The 16,949-nt window shown below is 60.3% G+C and carries 19 protein-coding genes and 1 tRNA gene; 13 read left to right on the forward strand and 7 right to left on the reverse strand.

What is annotated here, in order from left to right; all coding sequences use genetic code 11:
* The first annotated feature begins 78 nt into the window (after nucleotides 1–78).
* From AC6CHO_RS09220 to AC6CHO_RS09230, 3 genes are all read left to right on the forward strand, one after another.
* On the forward strand, nucleotides 79–528 hold the full coding sequence (locus AC6CHO_RS09220; RefSeq protein ID WP_444660836.1) for a hypothetical protein: 450 nt from the start codon (nucleotides 79–81) through the stop codon (nucleotides 526–528).
* A 68-nt stretch (nucleotides 529–596) separates the two neighbouring features.
* Nucleotides 597–1,439 (forward strand): aldo/keto reductase, encoded by an 843-nt coding sequence (locus AC6CHO_RS09225; RefSeq protein ID WP_060700597.1) that lies wholly within the window; start codon nucleotides 597–599, stop codon nucleotides 1,437–1,439.
* Nucleotides 1,440–1,529: 90 nt separating this feature from the next.
* Entirely contained in the window at nucleotides 1,530–1,844 is a 315-nt protein-coding gene (locus AC6CHO_RS09230; protein WP_498214734.1) for an EthD family reductase, read from the forward strand.
* A gap of 66 nt (nucleotides 1,845–1,910) precedes the next feature.
* Here AC6CHO_RS09230 and AC6CHO_RS09235 read toward each other — a convergent pair.
* From AC6CHO_RS09235 to tmk, 4 genes are all read right to left on the reverse strand, one after another.
* Nucleotides 1,911–1,982, reverse strand: a tRNA-Thr gene (locus AC6CHO_RS09235).
* Nucleotides 1,983–2,064: 82 nt separating this feature from the next.
* A complete protein-coding gene (locus tag AC6CHO_RS09240; protein ID WP_498214735.1) occupies nucleotides 2,065–3,603 on the reverse strand; it encodes an alpha/beta hydrolase in 1,539 nt (512 codons plus the stop codon).
* 22 nt (nucleotides 3,604–3,625) lie between these two features.
* Nucleotides 3,626–4,780 carry a DNA polymerase III subunit delta' gene (locus tag AC6CHO_RS09245; RefSeq protein ID WP_498214736.1) on the reverse strand — a complete coding sequence of 385 codons (1,155 nt, stop codon included), beginning with the start codon at nucleotides 4,778–4,780 and terminating at the stop codon, nucleotides 3,626–3,628.
* The gene (tmk, locus tag AC6CHO_RS09250; protein ID WP_498214737.1) at nucleotides 4,777–5,430 is read right to left on the reverse strand and encodes a dTMP kinase; all 654 of its coding nucleotides are present in this window, start codon (nucleotides 5,428–5,430) and stop codon (nucleotides 4,777–4,779) included. Before tmk ends, AC6CHO_RS09245 begins: the two co-directional genes overlap by 4 nt.
* 146 nt (nucleotides 5,431–5,576) lie before the next feature.
* On the opposite strand from tmk, the gene AC6CHO_RS09255 reads away from it, so the two are divergent.
* The 4 genes from AC6CHO_RS09255 (at nucleotide 5,577) to AC6CHO_RS09270 (ending at nucleotide 8,479) form a co-directional block, all read left to right on the forward strand.
* Entirely contained in the window at nucleotides 5,577–6,734 is a 1,158-nt protein-coding gene (locus AC6CHO_RS09255; RefSeq protein ID WP_498214738.1) for a trans-sulfuration enzyme family protein, read from the forward strand.
* Nucleotides 6,735–6,782: 48 nt separating this feature from the next.
* Nucleotides 6,783–7,100 (forward strand): DUF2516 family protein, encoded by a 318-nt coding sequence (locus tag AC6CHO_RS09260; RefSeq protein ID WP_146277670.1) that lies wholly within the window; start codon nucleotides 6,783–6,785, stop codon nucleotides 7,098–7,100.
* A gap of 131 nt (nucleotides 7,101–7,231) precedes the next feature.
* The gene (locus tag AC6CHO_RS09265) at nucleotides 7,232–7,978 is read left to right on the forward strand and encodes a phosphoglyceromutase (RefSeq protein ID WP_444660829.1); all 747 of its coding nucleotides are present in this window, start codon (nucleotides 7,232–7,234) and stop codon (nucleotides 7,976–7,978) included.
* Nucleotides 7,979–8,176: 198 nt separating this feature from the next.
* Nucleotides 8,177–8,479 (forward strand): DUF4193 domain-containing protein, encoded by a 303-nt coding sequence (locus AC6CHO_RS09270; RefSeq protein ID WP_022877094.1) that lies wholly within the window; start codon nucleotides 8,177–8,179, stop codon nucleotides 8,477–8,479.
* Nucleotides 8,480–8,655: 176 nt separating this feature from the next.
* On the opposite strand, the gene phoU is transcribed toward AC6CHO_RS09270, so the two are convergent.
* Entirely contained in the window at nucleotides 8,656–9,309 is a 654-nt protein-coding gene (gene phoU, locus AC6CHO_RS09275; RefSeq protein ID WP_498214739.1) for a phosphate signaling complex protein PhoU, read from the reverse strand.
* A gap of 235 nt (nucleotides 9,310–9,544) precedes the next feature.
* Between phoU and AC6CHO_RS09280 the strand changes: the two genes are divergently transcribed.
* Nucleotides 9,545–10,750 (forward strand): sensor histidine kinase, encoded by a 1,206-nt coding sequence (locus AC6CHO_RS09280; RefSeq protein ID WP_444664766.1) that lies wholly within the window; start codon nucleotides 9,545–9,547, stop codon nucleotides 10,748–10,750.
* Entirely contained in the window at nucleotides 10,747–11,427 is a 681-nt protein-coding gene (locus AC6CHO_RS09285; protein WP_060700604.1) for a winged helix-turn-helix domain-containing protein, read from the forward strand. The genes AC6CHO_RS09280 and AC6CHO_RS09285 overlap by 4 nt, the downstream gene beginning before the upstream one ends.
* Before the next feature lie 79 nt (nucleotides 11,428–11,506).
* On the opposite strand, the gene AC6CHO_RS09290 is transcribed toward AC6CHO_RS09285, so the two are convergent.
* Nucleotides 11,507–12,046, reverse strand: a complete 540-nt coding sequence (locus AC6CHO_RS09290; RefSeq protein WP_444660828.1) for a DNA modification methylase — start codon at nucleotides 12,044–12,046, stop codon at nucleotides 11,507–11,509.
* A gap of 353 nt (nucleotides 12,047–12,399) precedes the next feature.
* Between AC6CHO_RS09290 and AC6CHO_RS09295 the strand changes: the two genes are divergently transcribed.
* The 4 genes from AC6CHO_RS09295 (at nucleotide 12,400) to rlmB (ending at nucleotide 16,759) form a co-directional block, all read left to right on the forward strand.
* On the forward strand, nucleotides 12,400–12,885 hold the full coding sequence (locus AC6CHO_RS09295) for a CarD family transcriptional regulator (protein WP_022877089.1): 486 nt from the start codon (nucleotides 12,400–12,402) through the stop codon (nucleotides 12,883–12,885).
* Nucleotides 12,886–12,990: 105 nt separating this feature from the next.
* Nucleotides 12,991–14,229: a 2-C-methyl-D-erythritol 4-phosphate cytidylyltransferase gene (gene ispD / locus AC6CHO_RS09300; RefSeq protein WP_498214740.1), complete on the forward strand. Its 1,239-nt coding sequence runs from the start codon at nucleotides 12,991–12,993 to the stop codon at nucleotides 14,227–14,229.
* Nucleotides 14,230–14,315: 86 nt separating this feature from the next.
* Nucleotides 14,316–15,767 carry a cysteine--tRNA ligase gene (gene cysS / locus AC6CHO_RS09305; RefSeq protein WP_498214741.1) on the forward strand — a complete coding sequence of 484 codons (1,452 nt, stop codon included), beginning with the start codon at nucleotides 14,316–14,318 and terminating at the stop codon, nucleotides 15,765–15,767.
* Between the two features lie 44 nt (nucleotides 15,768–15,811).
* Entirely contained in the window at nucleotides 15,812–16,759 is a 948-nt protein-coding gene (gene rlmB, locus AC6CHO_RS09310) for a 23S rRNA (guanosine(2251)-2'-O)-methyltransferase RlmB (protein WP_498214742.1), read from the forward strand.
* On the opposite strand, the gene AC6CHO_RS09315 is transcribed toward rlmB, so the two are convergent.
* Nucleotides 16,744–16,949, reverse strand: a 206-nt coding sequence (locus AC6CHO_RS09315) for a hypothetical protein (RefSeq protein ID WP_498214743.1), incomplete at its 5' end; no start/stop codon positions are given. The two genes, rlmB and AC6CHO_RS09315, sit on opposite strands and share 16 nt — an antisense overlap.

The raw sequence follows: 16,949 nt of genomic DNA on the forward strand, positions 1-16,949 counted from the left end.
TGCTTGAGGTCTAAGCGGTGCCTGGTCACCGGTAGGCTAGAGCTATCGATCCTTGTACATCACCGGCAAAGAAGTGTCATGGCGTTCTTTTCACGACTTCGCGCTGAGCGCGCAGCCACTCGCGAACTTGGCGAGGGCGTCTGGCGCCGCGCCCACGACCGCTTCCAGCGGTCCTTGGATCGCGTCTTCCAGGTGGTCGAAGGCATTGCCGATGACCAGGTGTACAACCTGCTGGTGAAGGAAGCCAACGAGATGGCGGATCTGTTGCCCGCGGTGCGTCAGCTTTGCTGCATGGCCCACCGGATCACGCCGAGCAACGACGAGCATATTCCGCAATCCACCGCAGGAGTGCACCGCAGCCTCACCAAGTCGGCCAACGACCTTGCGACCACCGCACAGGTCATTGCGATGATGCGGATGCAGGCTGAAGCGGGGGAGTCGATCGATATTGAATCGGTCCGCCATCGCGCACAGCTGGTCAAGGAAGACGTTGGCCGGGCCATGCAGCTGCTCGCTGACAGCGAATAATTGACTTTTCCCGATCAGTTGCGTGGTGGTCCTAGAAATCGGAGCAAGCCGTGCACTAAATTGGTTGCATGACCCAAACAATACCCACAAGTAAGTTCCTCGACGGAAACACCATTGACCAGCTGGGTTACGGCGTCTGGCAGGTCAAGGACGACGAAGCGGAAGTAGCTGTTGGCAAGGCGCTGAAGGCTGGCTACCGCCACATCGACACCGCAAAGATCTACGGCAATGAGGCAGGCGTCGGCCGCGCAGTTGCCGCAAGCGGCATCGCCCGTGAAGACCTCTTCATCACCACCAAGGTCTGGAATGCGGACCAGGGCTATGAGAAGACCATCGCAGCTGCCCAGGCATCGCTGGAACGCCTTGGCTTGGACTATGTCGACCTGTACCTGATCCACTGGCTGCAGCCAAAGCGCGGCACCTACGTGGACACCTGGAAGGCGCTGATCCAGCTTCAGAAGGACGGCAAAGCCAAGTCCATCGGCGTCTGCAACTTCACCGTAGAAGCCCTTGAAGAGCTCTACACCGAAACCGGTGTGCGCCCGGTGATCAACCAGGTGGAAACCCATCCGTACTTCCCGCAGGCCGAACTGCGCGCCTACGAAGCGGAACACGGCATCCTGCATGAGTCGTGGTCGCCACTGGGCCAGGGCGGGGACCTGCTCAAGGACCCAGTGCTCGAAGGCATCGCCAAGAAGCATGGCGCCTCGGTGGCACAGGTTGTCATCGCCTGGCATCTGGCCCTGGGCAACGTCGTGATCCCGAAGTCCGTGACCGATGCGCGCATCGTCGAGAACTTCGAGTCCTTGAAGGTAGCCCTTGACGCTGAAGATATCGAAGCGATCGCTACCCTGGATCGTGGACCCGAAGGACGCATCGCGGCTGACCCCGCCACTGCCGACTTCGAATAAGTCATTAAACCTGCGCGGCCCCTCGGATTGCCAAGAATTCGAGGGGCCGTTGCGCTCCCGATAACCGGCAATCCATGAGGAGACTTCGCCATGCACAAGCTCATCGTCCTATATCCAGAACCAGTTGATCGCGACGCCTTCATCAAATACTACGAAGAGACCCACTTGCCGCTCGCGGCAAAGCTTCCAGGGCTTCGTGCGTGGCGCTATTCGACCGATATTTCCCCGGACGCGCAAGGCCAGGCAGCTGGGTACTTCGTCATTTTCGAGGCCGAATTCAGCGATGTTGAAGCCTTCCGCACCGCGATGGGCTCACCCGAAGGGCAAGCTGTCGCCGCTGATGTGCCCAACTACGCTACCGGGGGAGCAATAACGCTCGACTATGAAATCACCGGTGGAAGCTAAGGGCCAGGAACGCGAAAAACCCCGGAATCATGCAAAACATGATTCCGGGGTTTTTCTTCACAACCGAGCCCCCTGCCGGATTTGAACCGGCGACCTGCTCTTTACGAGGGAGCTGCTCTACCCCTGAGCTAAGGAGGCCTGTACCTGCAAACAGGCACCACGTCACTTTATCCGAGGAATTGTCTGATCGTCAAAACGAGGAAGACATGAAAGCCCCCGCTCAGCACTGTGTATCCGGTGCCGGGGCCTTCCCGTCAATCAGGTAGCCATCGACCGCTTCGGTGATGCAGTCATTGGAACGGCCATAGGCCGTGTGCCCATGTCCTTGGTAGGTCAATAGCGTGGCGTTATCCAACTGCTTGGCCAGCGACTGCGACCACTGGTACGGGGTCGCAGGATCCGAGGTTGTACCAACGACGAGGATCTCGCTGGAACCCTTGGCGTCCAGCGCTCCGGCCTTGCCGGTGGGCTTGTGATCCCATGCATCACAGGCGATCTCGCCGTAGGACAGATACTTGCCCAGCGTCGGAGCTACGCGCATCAGCTCGGTGGCTTCCTTCCCCATTGCCTCAGCATCGGCATTCATCGGACGATCCAAGCAATTGATGGCAGTAAACGCATCGCTGGAATTCGAGCCATAAGTTCCATCGCCCTGCCGATCGGCGGCGAGGTCGGCAAATCCGAGAATGGCATCGACATTCCCGTCATTCACCGCTGATGCCATGGCCTGGGTCAGGTACGGCCAATTTGAATTGTCGTACAGCGGCAAGATGAAGCCGTTGACAAAATCGATGATTGGCACGGCGCGGCCATCGCTGGAGGTCATGGGCTCGTTTTCGACCTGGGCGAAGAACTGCTGCAACTGCACCTTGGCGGATTCCTCCGTTCCGCTGAAAGGGCAGCCTTCGGATTCAACGCACTGGGCTAGCCAAGCTTCAATCTCATGCTCAAAACCAACAGCCTGCGCCTTGGTCAGGTCAGCGGCCTGGCTTTTTGGATCCATGGCTCCGTCGAGGACAAAGCGACCCACCTTGTGCGGGAACAGGTCCGCATAGGTTGCCCCCAGGAAGGTTCCGTAGGAGAACCCGAGATAGTCCAACTGCTTGTCCCCGAGCACCGCGCGGATGACATCCATGTCCTTGGCAGCCGAGACCGTATCAACGTGGCCAAGGAGCTCCCCGGTGTTGGCCGCGCAATCGGCCGCGTAGTGCTCGGTTTCCTCGACGATCTGTTCTTGATCTTCAGGCAACCAGGCGCGCAGGTTCTCCTGTCTTCCTTCGTCGGTCTCGGCATCGCTCTGGCAAGTGACCGGGGTGCTTTCGCCCACGCCACGCGGGTCAAAGCCGATCACGTTGTAGGCCTTTTGCAGGTCGGCACTGAACATGGCTTGCACCGAAGATTCGACCATATCCAGCCCAGAACCACCGGGACCGCCAGGATTCACGAGCAGGTTTCGGCTGGCTCCCTCCGAAACGCGTCGGTTCAGTGCAAGGTCGATGCTTTCACCGGTTGGGTCTGCATAGTCCAGCGGCACCTTGATCGTGGCGCATTCAATAACATCGCCGCATTTCTCCCAATCGACCTGCTGGGAGTAGTAGCTCTCCAGTCCTTGCGGAGCTTCGACGCTGCTGGCGCTCGGGGCGGCGTCGGTCCCTTCGGAGTCAGGGAGCGTCGATCCAGCGGAGCAACTGGTCAGCCCGGCAAAGGCCAGCAGGGTCGCCACCGCAATTAAACGAAGTTTGGATGAGCGTACAGGCACGTTGAGTGTCTCCTTGCGTTGGTTAGCGGCGACCCGGGTTCGGAAGGAGGCGAGTCATCAATGCTTCCAAAGCCATGAGCTGATTGACGTTGGCGGCCAAGCGACTTCTCGTCTGGTTGATGGCGTCCAACTGGGCCAACGACTTTTCTTTGCTCTGGCCTTGTGAATAAGCTTCGAGCTTCTCGCGCAAATGCTCGTTGATCAGCTCGATCCCGGTTCCCAGCTGAAGGCTCAGGACGTCACGGAAAAACGTGGTCAAGTCGGTTAAAGTCCGGTCCAAGGCATCAAAGCTGGCGCGTCGCGCGAATCGCTTCGCATCCTCTTCCAAGGCCTTGAACTGTCCGCGCAACCCAGGAGGAATGGTTTCTTCAGGGCCTAGGCCGTTGGCATGGCGCAGTTGTTCGGTCTTCTTCTGCAGATCGGTGCCGGTGATGTTTTCCGCGCGTTCCGTGGCCAGCTTGGAGATTTCCGCGGCGGCCGCCATGGCCTGGGGCAAAGTGGTGGTGCGCAGTGGCAGGGTAACAACCTTTTCACGCTGGATTCGAGCCTGCTCATCGCGGGCCAGCAGCCGGGCCACGCCAATATGCGACTGCGAAACCCGGGCAGCGAAGAGGGCCTGCTGCGGATCAAGGCCGTCGCGGCGCACCAAGAGGTCCGCCACGTCTGCGGTGGAAGGCACCGAAAGATTCACCGCACGGCAACGAGAGCGGATGGTGACCAAGACGTCGGCCGGGGAGGGAGCGCAGAGGATCCAGATCATCCGCGCTGGCGGTTCCTCGATGGCCTTGAGCAGCACATTGGTGCTGCGTTCAGACATGCGGTCCGCGTCTTCAATGATGATGATCCGCCAACGCCCGGTGCTGGCGCTTTCCTGCGCGCGGGTGATCAGGTGGCGGACATCGGCAATCTGGTATTCGAATTTGTCGGTGGAGACAAAGGATACGTCCGGGTGCGAGGAAGCGAGCACCAGCTTGCAGTTTTCGCACTCGCCACAGCCGGCTGGGCTGTTGGTGCACTGCAGGGCTGCCGCAAAGGCGCGGGCCGCCGTAGTTCGTCCCGAGCCAGGAGGGCCGGTGACCAGCCACGCATGGGTTGGATTGCCGCGGTCAACTTCGGCGCACAGCGTATCGATGACGCGCTGCTGGCCAGCCAGATCGCCAAAGACCGGGCGGCTCACAGCAGTCCAGCCAGGTGTGTGGTGACAGAGTGGTGCAGGTCTTCGACGCTGCTGTTGGCATCCAGGACGAGATAGCGGTCCGGCTCCAGGGAGGCCAGTTGCAGGAAGGCCTGGCGGATGCGTTCGTGGAAATCGTCGGGCTCTGCCTCCAGCCGGTCGGCCGCTTCCACACCGCCACCAGCAGCGATTCGCCGGGCACGGCCATCGGCTGCCGAGATGTCCAAAACGATGGTGGCATCTGGCTTCAACCCGTTCGTGGCGAAATGGTTGATCCCTGCGACCGCATCAATTCCCAGGGCGCGTCCAATTCCCTGATAAGCCAGTGAGGAATCAACAAAGCGGTCACAAATGACATGGGTGCCAGCGGCCAAAGCCGGGGTGATGACCTGCTGGACGTGGGCGGCCCGGGCCGCCGAGTAGATCAGGGCTTCGGTGCGTGAATCGATATCGCCATGGCCGTGTTCAAGTACCAGCGAACGCAGTGCCTCGCTGATTTGGGTTCCGCCTGGCTCGCGGGTGGTAATGACCTTGGACCCACGTGTTTCCAGCCATTGCTGGGCGAGGGCGACCTGCGTGGACTTGCCTGCGCCGTCGCCGCCTTCAAAGACTATGAACAAGCCTGGGGCCGGCGCGCTCGATTCGTTATTCACCCCTCTAGCCTATCCAAGGAGCCGGCAAAACATCTGCGCAACCCCTCGGCCGTACGCAACTAATCGCCCAGTGTGGTGGATTCGTCAGATGAAATGTAATGAAATCCATCCAACGCTGTGCGGCGGCTGCGCGTAAAGTTTTTTCCATGAACTCCAGCAGCATGCCATCAGCTCCACACCCCGAGTGGGATCCGAAGACCCTTGTCGTTGCAGGTGGCCGTCCGGCCCACGCCATCGATGCACCGGTGAACCATCCGGTGACCTTCACCTCGACCTATCACTCCCACGGGCAAGCAGCTGCCGATGAACGCGTTTATGCGCGCTTCTCCAATCCGACCTGGGACCCATTTGAAGAGGTCCTGGGCCAGCTGGAAGTTGCCGCGTTGCCGGCGCTGGTGTTCTCCTCGGGCATGGCTGCCATTGCTGCGGCGTTGAGCTTGGTTCCCGCCGGGGGCGTGCTGGTAATGCCAAGGCATTCCTATAACGGTTCGCTGGCCCTGAGCTCGGAATTGCAAGCTGCCGGCCGGTTGAACATCCGCCCGGTGGATATTGCCGACACCGATGAAGTGGTCGCCGCCTTGCAGGGTGCTGACGTGCTGTGGGTGGAATCGCCGACCAACCCGATGCTGGAGGTCGCAGACCTGCCAGTGCTGCTGGCAGAAGCCCAGGCCCGCGACGTGCTGAGCATCGTGGACAACACCTTCGCCACCCCCTTGCTGCAGCGTCCATTGACTTCGGGAGCCGACGTAGTGGTGCACTCTGTCACTAAGTACCTCTCAGGGCACTCCGATGTCATCATGGGCGCGCTGGTGACCAGCGATGAGTCGCTGCGCCAGAAGCTGCACGGCTACCGGACATTGCATGGCGCCATCGCCTCCCCGATGGATACATTCCTGGCCTTGCGCGGTGTACGCACCATGGCGGTGCGCATCGATCGTTCGCAGAGCAACAGCCAGGTGCTGGCACAGCGCCTGGCCGAACACCCCAAGGTGCAGGCGGTGCGCTACCCCGGCCTGGCACAGGATCCAGGACATGAGCGGGCTGCGCAGCTGATGGATGGCTTCGGTTCGGTGATCGCCTTCCAGGCGGGGCAGAGCGCCGAGCATGCCGACCAGGTTGTTGCAGCCTTCAGCCTCATTACCGGAGCGACGTCCCTGGGCGGGGTGGAAACCCTGGCCGAGCGCCGGGCACGCCACGCGTCGGAACCGCAAACCGTTCCCGAGAACCTGATCCGCCTCTCGGTCGGGATCGAAGATGTCGAGGACTTGTGGTCGGATCTGAAGCAGGCGCTGGAACAGCTCTAGCGCGTGGCAGTACCAAAAAATTCCAACGCCCATAGGTAGAGTGAAGATATGTCCATGATGTATGTTGCCCACCTGATCGAGTACTACTTGATGCTGGCTCTGAGCGTGATCATTCTGGTGCTCGCGGTCTGGGCGGTAATTGACTGCTTGCGCCATGGTGCACAGCGCTTTGCGCAGGAAGGCAAGCGCACCAAAGGCTTCTGGACCGGCCTGACGGCCGCCAGTGCCGTTGTCTCGTTGCTGGGCATCCTCAGCGGGGGCGGAATCGGCTTCTTGCAGCTGATTGGTGCCTGCATTGCCTGCGTCTACCTGGCCGATGTGAAACCAGCAGTCAGCGGCCAAGGCGGCGGCTGGTACAACTACTAGGCCCCGGCAAAGAATCATGAATCATTTGATGACCCGCACTCTCCCGCAGATGGAGGGGCGGGTCTTCTCAATTAATGAACACTCCTTAACTTTGGCGCGTCTGCGCTGGAGCATTGGATAGGATGGATTACATGAGTCACACATTGATCTTGCTTCGCCACGGGCAGAGCGAATGGAATGAAAAGAATCTGTTCACCGGCTGGTACGACGTATCGCTGACCGAACAGGGCCGTGCTGAAGCATCACGCGGTGGCCAGTTGCTGGCGGAAGCCGGATACAAGCCAGAGGTGCTGCATACTTCGCTGTTGACCCGTGCGATTGTCACCGCCAACCTGGCATTGGAGGCCTCGGGCCGCTCGTGGATCCCAGTGAACCGCGACTGGCGCCTGAACGAACGCCACTACGGCGCGCTGCAGGGCAAGGACAAGGCCCAGACCTTGGCCGAGTTCGGCGAAGAGCAGTTCATGGAATGGCGCCGCAGCTACGACACCCCGCCGCCAGCTCTGGACGACGCTTCGGAATTCAGCCAGATCAACGACGAGCGTTACGCCGCCCTGGGCGATTCTGCACCACGCACCGAGTGCCTCAAGGACGTGCTCGACCGCATGCTTCCCTACTGGGAAAACAACATCAAGGCAGATTTGTCCGCAGGCAAGACCGTTATGGTCACCGCCCACGGCAATTCGCTGCGTGCATTGGTCAAGCACCTTGACGGCATCAGCGATGAAGACATCGCCAACCTGAACATCCCAACCGGCATCCCGCTGGTCTATGAGTTGGACGACAATTTCCAGCCGATCACCGCCGGAGGAACCTACTTGGATCCTGCAGCTGCGGCCGATGCCATCAAGGCTGTCGCAAACCAGGGACGCAAGTAAGACCCACTATTCGGCGGCACCAGAACCCCAGGCCCTGAGCTTGGAAATTCTGGTGCCGCCGTTTCGGCTTTAAGCTGGAATATTGGCTGGCTATATGGCTGTGAGCGAAACTACTGCGCACGATTGTATTTTTGGCATTAGTATGCTGTAATCTCCTATTTCGAATAGGCTCAATGGCTCACGTTAGGAATGCAATTCGTGGCAACTGATTACGATGAAGTCCGCCCAGACGTTGCTGAGGCACGTAAGGCTTCTCTGGATGCGGTTAAGTCCGCAAACGCACCGGACGCCAAGTCCGTCGTGCGCGAGCTCGACGAAGCCGATCACACTGATGGAATGGATCTGCCAGGTGCAGATCTGTCCAACGAGGAACTGACGGTTACCGTCATTCCACAGAAAGACGACGAGTTCATCTGTGGCTCGTGCTTCTTGATTCGCCACCGCTCACAGCTGGTTCGCGAAGAAGGCAATGTAGGTTTCTGCGTAGAGTGCGAAGGCTAAAACCCGCTTTACGCTGGCGCTATTAGTGCGTCGAAAATTTCTAGGGCAACCCGCCGAATGGCGGGTTGCCCTTCGCCTTAACGGCTCATGGAGCACATGGCCAAAAAAGTAGTGCCTGCTGCCGGAGTTCTCCGGCAACAGACACTACGTCAAGAATTCAGCACGCGCTCACTGGCTCAGGCGTCGGATGGGTCCCACTCGCCGGTGACCAGGTAGGTCACCTTGCGTGCTACCGAAACGCCATGATCGCCGAAGCGCTCCAGGTAGCGGCTGGTCAATGAAACATCAACGGTAGTTGGCGCCGAAGCGTCCCAATGCGCTTCCGCAATTCGCGCAAACACGCTGGAGTGCAGGCGGTCGACTTCGTGGTTCAATTCAATAATTTCCGCGGCGATCTTCAGATCACGGGTATCGAGCAGGCGGGCTACCGCCTGGGCAATCTGGATATCGATCCTGGCCATTTCAGAAAAGGTTGCCGAGATCCTTTCTGGAATTGCCGGCTGCGGGAAACGCAGGCGGGCTAGCTGCGCCAGGTGGCGTGCTAGGTCGCCCATGCGTTCCAGGGAAGCGCTCATGCGTAGCGAACCGACGATCATGCGCAGGTCGCTGGCCACGGGGCCCTGGAGTGCCAGGGTGTCGATAGCTCGTTCATCCAGCTGGTTCTGCAGGAAATCAATTTTCGCGTCCGCCGCGATAACTTCCTGGGCTAGCTCCACATCGGCATTCGCCAATGAATCCCACGCGCGATCCATTGCGGTCGCGACCTGGTTGGCCATCTCAATAAGTTCTTCGCCAATTTGTTGTAGATCTGCCTGAAAAACCTTACGCACAGCAGTTCCTTTCGAGTGTCGGTTCCCATGCCAGCGGGTTCCCTGTCTTCGCAGCGAACCACCCCAAACAGATTTATGGCATGGTGGAGGGTCTTACTCCAGCCTGTCAGCGGGTGATTAACGAATATGCCACGAAACGTGAACGTTTGGTGAACAGCGCGCCGATTTGGCCGTTTTCGCGTCATTTAGGAACGAAGGAACCCAGTGAAGAAGCTAGGCTAAAAGGGTGAACGATGTGATCTCGACTCTGATAGCCGGTGTCCTCGGTCTGGCCTTGGGCATCGTTGGCGTGATCGCTTTCAGGATGTCGCAGCGCAGGACCGCCCGACTGCCGCAGGTTGACGAGCCCCTGCTCCCTGAAGGTGCAGCCGCTGTCCTGTCCGTTATCGGACGCGCCTTCGTGATCCTCGATGATGTCGACGGCGTGGTGCGGGCCAATCCGGCATCCTATGCCTACGGGCTGGTGCGTGGACATACGCTCGTGCACAACGAACTGCTGGCCCTGGTGCGCCAGGTCCGGGCGGACGGCGTGATCGCTGAAAGCCAGTACGAATTGCAACGCTCAACGCTCGGGGCCGGCCAGCTGATTGTGCACGTGCGCGTTGCGCCTCTGGGTGATGAATACATTCTGCTGCTGGCCGATGACCGCACCGAGATCACGCGCACCGAAGCCATGCGCAATGACTTCGTGGCCAACGTGTCCCACGAATTGAAAACACCGGTCGGCGCGATTTCCTTGCTGGCCGAGGCCATTACCGAAGCCGCCGACGATCCGACAGCTGTGCGCCGCTTCTCCACCCGGATGGACAAGGAATCGCGGCGGCTTGCCGCGCTGGTCCAGGACATTATCGAGCTCTCCCGGCTGCAAGCCAGCGATGCCATTGTGCAGGGCAAGGAAGTGAACATCCACAACGTGGTGGCCGAAGCGGTGGACCGCAGCCACTTGCTTGCCGAGGAAAAGGGCATCAGCATCACTGTGGGCGGACATCTTCAGGAACCGATCCTGGGTGATCCCGACCTGCTGATGACCGCGGTGCGCAACCTCATCGATAACGCGATCCGCTACTCGCCGGCGAACACGAAGGTGGGCGTGGGGATCCGCCAGCGTGATGGCTACGCACAGATTTCGGTCACCGACCAGGGGCCGGGCATTTCACCCGAAGAGCAAGAACGCGTCTTCGAGCGCTTCTACCGGGTGGACTCGGCACGCTCGCGGCAAACAGGTGGCACCGGACTGGGACTGAGCATTGTCAAGCACGTGCTGGCCAACCACGGTGGCGAAGTATCCCTGTGGTCGCAGCCCGGCCAGGGCTCCACTTTTACCCTAAGACTTCCCCTAGCGGATGAAGAACGGACGGGCGCCGATGGTGCCGCCGACGAGATGATGAAGGAACGAGCGGTCGAGGCTAGAACCTCCGATCGCGAAGGAGGACGACGATGACCCGCATATTGATCGTAGAGGATGAGGAATCGCTCTCTGACCCGCTGTCTTTCCTGCTGGAGCGCGAAGGTTTTGAAGTACGGATCGCCGAGGACGGGCTGGTTGCCGTCACCGAGTTCGAACGCCACGGCGCCGATCTGGTGCTCTTGGACCTGATGCTGCCGGGCCAGCCGGGCACCGAGGTGATTCGCCAGATCCGACTCAATAGCCAGGTCCCGGTCATCATGCTCACCGCCAAGGATTCGGAAATCGACAAGGTGGTTGGCCTCGAGCTGGGCGCCGACGACTACGTCACCAAGCCCTACTCATCGCGCGAGTTGCTGGCCCGCATCCGTGCCGTATTGCGCCGCCAGGGCGAGGGCGAGGAGCTCATCAGCAATGTGGTCACCGCCGGCCCGGTGCGAATGGACGTTGAACGCCACATGGTCTCGGTGGACAATACCGAGGTGTCCATGCCGCTCAAGGAGTTCGAACTGCTTGAGATGCTTTTGCGCAATGCCGGCCGTGTGCTCACTCGCGGCCAATTGATTGACCGCGTCTGGGGCAGCGACTATGTGGGGGATACGAAGACCCTCGATGTTCACGTCAAGCGCCTGCGCTCGAAGATTGAACCTGACCCGGCCACGCCAGAGCACTTGGTGACGGTACGCGGCTTGGGCTACAAGTTCGTGGTCTAGCCGGCAACAACGCTTAAACGACAGGGAGCCTGGGAACGAATCAAAGGATTCGTTCCCAGGCTCCCAGTTCTGTTGAGCCCTAGTGGCCCGAAGTCGAGTGGCTCTCGGTCTTCTTCAGGTGGTCGGTGACCGAGTCATCGGATCCGCCTGGTACGAAATCGCGGTATTCAGCCAAGGTGCCGTCTACAACTGGAACGCTGAAGTCCACGGTCTCACCAGCTGCGGTGAAAGCGGTCTTTGCGTGCTCGCCAGCTGCAATGTTCAGGCCGGAGATGACCTTCTGGTTTGCATCGTCTTCCAGCTTGACGCTTTCGTCGGCTGGAACCGAGATGGTTACCGGCTGGGTGCTGGCTGCCTTAACGGTCAGGGTCAGCGAGGAATCGCTGTCATTGACAACGGTGCCGATCAGGCGCGCCTTGGAGCCGTCGCTGTTGGTAACGAACATCAGGTTGCGGACCTGTGCGTCGGCAACGTCGACATGCACGCCATCGCTGGCAGCGTAGTCGGTGTTGGTGGACTGCTCGTTGATGGCGCCACAGCTGGTGACACCGAATGCCAGGGCAGCCACAGCGAGGGACGCGGCAATGCGGCGTCCAGCGGTCATGCGTGCGGTGATCACGACACTAACTCCTCGGTGAGAATAATGAGTTGCTTCGGTTCGAGGCTATCGGCCTGGCTGCGCCCAGAGCAGGGGCAGCCCAAGATTTAGACCACGATTACCTCTAAGCCTAGCTGTTTTTAACGCAAAGACGCGATTTAGCGACGTGCAACACACGCTTTTCGACAAGTGGTAGAGAACCGGGAAAGGGATGAAGAGGTATAAAATCCTGTTCAGCGTACTTTCTTCTTACCATGTTTCTCTTGCGAATGGAAGAGGCGATTCCGCGTGAATTCGCGGTTATATGGGGCACAAACGAGGGATCGTTGATGGTAAACATGTTAGACTAGTTTGTGGGAAAGGGGTTTATCCACATGGTTTTTGAGGTTGGCGAGACTGTTGTCTACCCGCACCACGGCGCCGCAATGATCGAAGAGATCAAGATGCGCAAGATCAAGGGCGAAGAGAAAATGTATCTCAAGCTCAAGGTGGCTCAGGGCGATTTGACCATCGAAGTTCCTGCAGAGAACGTTGATCTGGTTGGCGTGCGTGACGTGGTAGGTCAGGAAGGCTTGGACCATGTGTTCGATGTCCTTCGTGCTGAATTTACTGAAGAGCCGACCAACTGGTCGCGCCGCTACAAGGCAAACGTCGAGAAGCTGGCTTCCGGCGATGTCATCAAAGTTGCCGAGGTCGTGCGTGACCTTTGGCGCCGTGAAAATGATCGTGGTCTGTCGGCTGGCGAAAAGCGCATGCTGGCCAAGGCCCGTCAGGTTTTGATTAGCGAATTGGCTTTGGCCAAGGACCTGGATGAGACCAAGGCCGAGGGCCTGTTGGATGAGGTCTTGGCTTCGGCCTAGGCAAAACTCCCGATTGCATCTTGCCGTGGAGCGCTGTAAAGCGTTTCACGGCTGTTGCCGTTAAAAGCCCAATCACTTGCCGATGAACACGATAAGCTGGGCGCTGTGAAGCAAACCCCATCGCATTCTTCGAGCCTGATCCTGGTTGCTGCCGGAATGGGCACGCGGCTCGGTGCCGGAATCCCCAAAGCGCTGGTCCAGGTGGCCGGCAAAACTTTGGTGGAGCACGCCATCGACCGAATCCTCCAGGTCAAGCGGATCACCGAAATCATCGTGGTCACACCCGCTGGCGACCACCGCATGGCCGAGACGCTAGCCGCCTTTGGTTCCATGCTGCGCACCGTGCCCGGCGGAAGCAGCCGCGCCGATTCGGTACGCCGCGGGCTCGAAGCGGTCAATCCCGGGGCCTCGGCCATCTTGGTTCATGACGCCGCCCGCGCCTTTGCCCCTGCAGAGCTTTACGATCGGGTCCTCGACGCCCTGGAACAGGGACAAGCCAATGCGGTCATCCCCGCGCTGTCGGTAACCGACACGATCTCAGTCGTGGAGCCGGGAGGCGCGGCGGGTGCTGAATTCATCGATCACACACCGCCGCGATCCACCCTGCGCGCGGTGCAAACTCCGCAGGGATTCAACGCAGCGGTGCTGCGCCAGGCCCATGCCCAGCTCGACCACTGCACCGAAGCTGAACTGGAAAAAGTTACCGATGACGCTTCGATCGTGAGCGCGCAGGGAGAAAAGGTGCAGGTTGTCGCCGGAGCGCAGCAGGCTCTGAAGGTCACGCACCCCGAGGACCTGGAAACCGCCAACCAGCTGGCCACCGACCAGAACAGCTCCGACAACACAGCCAGGGAAACAATGATTCTGCCACGCATCGGCAACGGCATCGACGTCCACGCCGTCAGCCAGGACCCCGCCCGGCCAATGTGGCTGGCTGGCCTGCACTTCCCGGACGATATTGGCCTTTCGGGGCATTCGGACGGCGACGCGGTGGCCCATGCTGCCTGCGATGCGCTCTTTAGCGCTGCCGGGATCGGCGATCTGGGAACCCACTTCGGGGTGGACCGGCCGGAATTCTCCGGGGCCAGCGGTGTGAGCCTGCTTGCAGAAGCCGCGCGCCTGGTTCGCGAGGCAGGGTTCGAAATCGGGAATGTCGCCGTGCAGTTTGTGGGACGGCGCCCGCGCTTCTCGGCCCGCCGCGAAGAGGCCAGCCAGGTGCTCAGCGATGCGATAGGCGCCCCAGTCAGCGTCATCGCAACCACCAGCGATGGCCTGGGGTACGAGGGCGAAGGCACCGGAATTACCGCCTACGCCACCGCCCTGGTCTTCCCCCGGCAGCGGTGAGCTCGCAGGCCCGGTGAAAAGCCCATATCAGCGAGCGCATCACAAGTGAAGTACAAAGGCCGTGTCCATCGGATAACCTTAAAGGCGTGAGCCTGCGATTCTATGACACCAAAACAGCATCTGTACGCGACTTCCAGCCGCTAGCCGAAGGCGAAGTCAAGCTGTACTACTGTGGCGCCACCGTACAGGGCATGCCGCATGTAGGCCATGTGCGCAGCGCCATCGTTTTCGATGTCCTGGTTCGCTGGCTGGAATACCGCGGGTTTGCGGTCACCACGGTACGCAACGTGACCGATATCGATGACAAGATCCTGGAGAAGTCTGCCAACTCCTTTGCCGCAGATTTCGAGGCCGACCAGCACTACAAGCCGCGCGAAGAATGGTTTGCCCTGGCCTACCGCTTCGAGCAGGAATTCGCCCGCGCCTATGAAGCGCTGGGTGTACGCCGGCCGACCTATGAGCCACGCGCTACCGGGCACATCACCGAAATGCATGAGCTGATCGCGGAGCTGATCGAGCGCGGCCACGCTTACCCGGCCGCCGATGGCTCCGGCGATGTGTACTTCGACGTGCGCTCGTACGAGCAGTACGGTGCCTTGACCCGTCAGAAGATCGAGGACATGCAGGACGCCGCGGACTCTGATCCGCGAGGCAAAAAGGACGCCCGCGACTTCGCCCTGTGGAAGGGGCACAAGGACTCCGATCCGGGCACCGCTTCCTGGCCGAGCCCATGGGGCCGTGGCCGCCCAGGCTGGCACCTTGAGTGCTCGGCGATGGCTGGCAAGTACCTGGGCAGCGAGTTCGACATCCACGGCGGCGGACTGGACCTGCGTTTCCCGCATCACGAAAACGAGATGGCGCAGTCCAATGCGGCCGGCCACGGGTTCGCCAACTTCTGGATGCACAATGGCATGGTCACCTACGAGGGCGAGAAGATGTCCAAGTCCATTGGCAACACCATTTCCCCCGAGGAAATGCTCGCCCTGGCCGACGCCCGAGTGGTGCGCTACTTCCTGGGCCAGGCCCAGTACCGCTCCATGCTGGACTACCGTCCGGACTCGCTGACCGAAGCCGGTGCCGCGGTGGAACGCATCGACACCTTCATCTCGAACGCCCGCTACCGCTTGGGTGCTGTAGCAGATTCGATCGTTGCCACGCAAGTGCCCGAGGCATTCGCCAGCGCGATGGATGATGACCTGAACGTCCCGATGGCCCTGGCGGCGTTGCACGAAACCGTGCGCCACGGCAATGCTTCATTGGACAAGCACGACGACGCAGCCACGGCCACCGCACTGGGCCAGGTTTTGGCGATGACCCGGGTCCTCGGATTGGACGATGCCGGCAACCAGCAGAATTCCAAGGCAACTGCCGAGCACGATGTCCTGGATCAGCTGATCCAGGCGCAGCTGGCTGAACGCGCCCAGGCGCGAGCCGCCAAGGACTGGGCCCGCTCGGATGCGATCCGCGATGCCCTGGCCGCCGCTGGAATCACGGTGCTCGACTCGGCCGACGGCGCCCGCTGGACACTGAACAACTAGCCGACCTAGCGGCTACAACAAACTCAACTTTAAGGACACATACCATGAGCAAAAAGGGCCCAACCAAGGGCAGTGGCGGCAAGGGACGACGTTCCCTCGAGGGCAAGGGCCCGACCCCGAAGGCAGAAGACCGCCCGTACCACAAGGCGTACCGTTCCAAGCAGCTTTCCGAGCGCTCGGCAGCCAAGCGCAGCACCGGCAATCGCACCGACCGCATCAAGGTCAACGCGGAATTTGTCACCGGCCGCAACTCGGTGGTTGAAGCATTGCGCGCTGGCATCCCTGCCAAGGCGCTGCATGTAGCCATCCGCGTTGATGTTGACGACCGCGTGCGCGAGTCCCTCAAGCTTTCTGCGGCCCAGGGCATTCCGTTGATGGAAGCTTCCAAGCAGGAACTCGACCGGATGACCGATGGCGCGATCCACCAGGGCCTTGCCCTGCAGATTCCGCCCTACGAATACAAGGACGCCGTTCAGTTGGCGACCAAGACGATCAAGGACTACGACCGCGGGTACACCAACTCCCAGCCGCTGTTCCTTGCCTTGGACGGCATCACCGACCCGCGCAACCTTGGCGCGATCGTTCGCTCGGCCTCCGCATTTGGCGCAGACGGCGTCATCATCCCTGAGCGTCGAAGCGTTGGCATGACTGCCTCGGCATGGAAAACCAGCGCCGGCGCGGCCGTGCGCGTTCCTGTTGCCAAGTGCAGCAACCTGACCAGTGCGCTGAAGGAAATCAAGGCCGCCGGTATCTTCGTGATTGGCCTTGACGCCGGTGGCGACATGGAATTGCCAAACTTTGAACTGGCGACCGGTCCACTGTGCATCGTGGTTGGCTCGGAAGGCAAGGGCCTGTCCCGCCTGGTCCGCGAAAACTGCGACGCTATTGTCTCGATCCCAATCGACTCCGCCATGGAATCGTTGAACGCATCGATGGCCGTCGGCATTTCGCTGTACGAAGTTTCCCGTCTGCGTAATCAGGGCACCAAGTAGTCCTGAGCATTCTTCAAAGGGTTGCCACCTGTCGAGAGACAGGTGGCAACCCTTTTTCGTAGAGTGACCCGCTTCATAACAACAAATTTCAGTTGTTTTTGGGCAGGATTCACCCCCACCTGCTCAGGAACCGCGTGAATTGGGGGTTTTTGAAGCCAAGGATGAGCGCGCAGGCCGATTTTGCGTCTGC

Source organism: Glutamicibacter sp. GQ173, assembly GCF_059759215.1.

Excerpts from the sequence above, each read along its gene's own strand:
- AC6CHO_RS09220 (WP_444660836.1), top strand. The coding sequence starts at position 79 with ATGGCGTTCTTTTCACGACTTCGCGCTGAGCGCGCAGCCACTCGCGAA.
- AC6CHO_RS09225 (WP_060700597.1), top strand. The coding sequence starts at position 597 with ATGACCCAAACAATACCCACAAGTAAGTTCCTCGACGGAAACACCATT.
- AC6CHO_RS09230 (WP_498214734.1), top strand. The coding sequence starts at position 1,530 with ATGCACAAGCTCATCGTCCTATATCCAGAACCAGTTGATCGCGACGCC.
- AC6CHO_RS09255 (WP_498214738.1), top strand. The coding sequence starts at position 5,577 with ATGAACTCCAGCAGCATGCCATCAGCTCCACACCCCGAGTGGGATCCG.
- AC6CHO_RS09260 (WP_146277670.1), top strand. The coding sequence starts at position 6,783 with ATGTCCATGATGTATGTTGCCCACCTGATCGAGTACTACTTGATGCTG.
- AC6CHO_RS09265 (WP_444660829.1), top strand. The coding sequence starts at position 7,232 with ATGAGTCACACATTGATCTTGCTTCGCCACGGGCAGAGCGAATGGAAT.
- AC6CHO_RS09285 (WP_060700604.1), top strand. The coding sequence starts at position 10,747 with ATGACCCGCATATTGATCGTAGAGGATGAGGAATCGCTCTCTGACCCG.
- AC6CHO_RS09295 (WP_022877089.1), top strand. The coding sequence starts at position 12,400 with ATGGTTTTTGAGGTTGGCGAGACTGTTGTCTACCCGCACCACGGCGCC.
- rlmB (WP_498214742.1), top strand. The coding sequence starts at position 15,812 with ATGAGCAAAAAGGGCCCAACCAAGGGCAGTGGCGGCAAGGGACGACGT.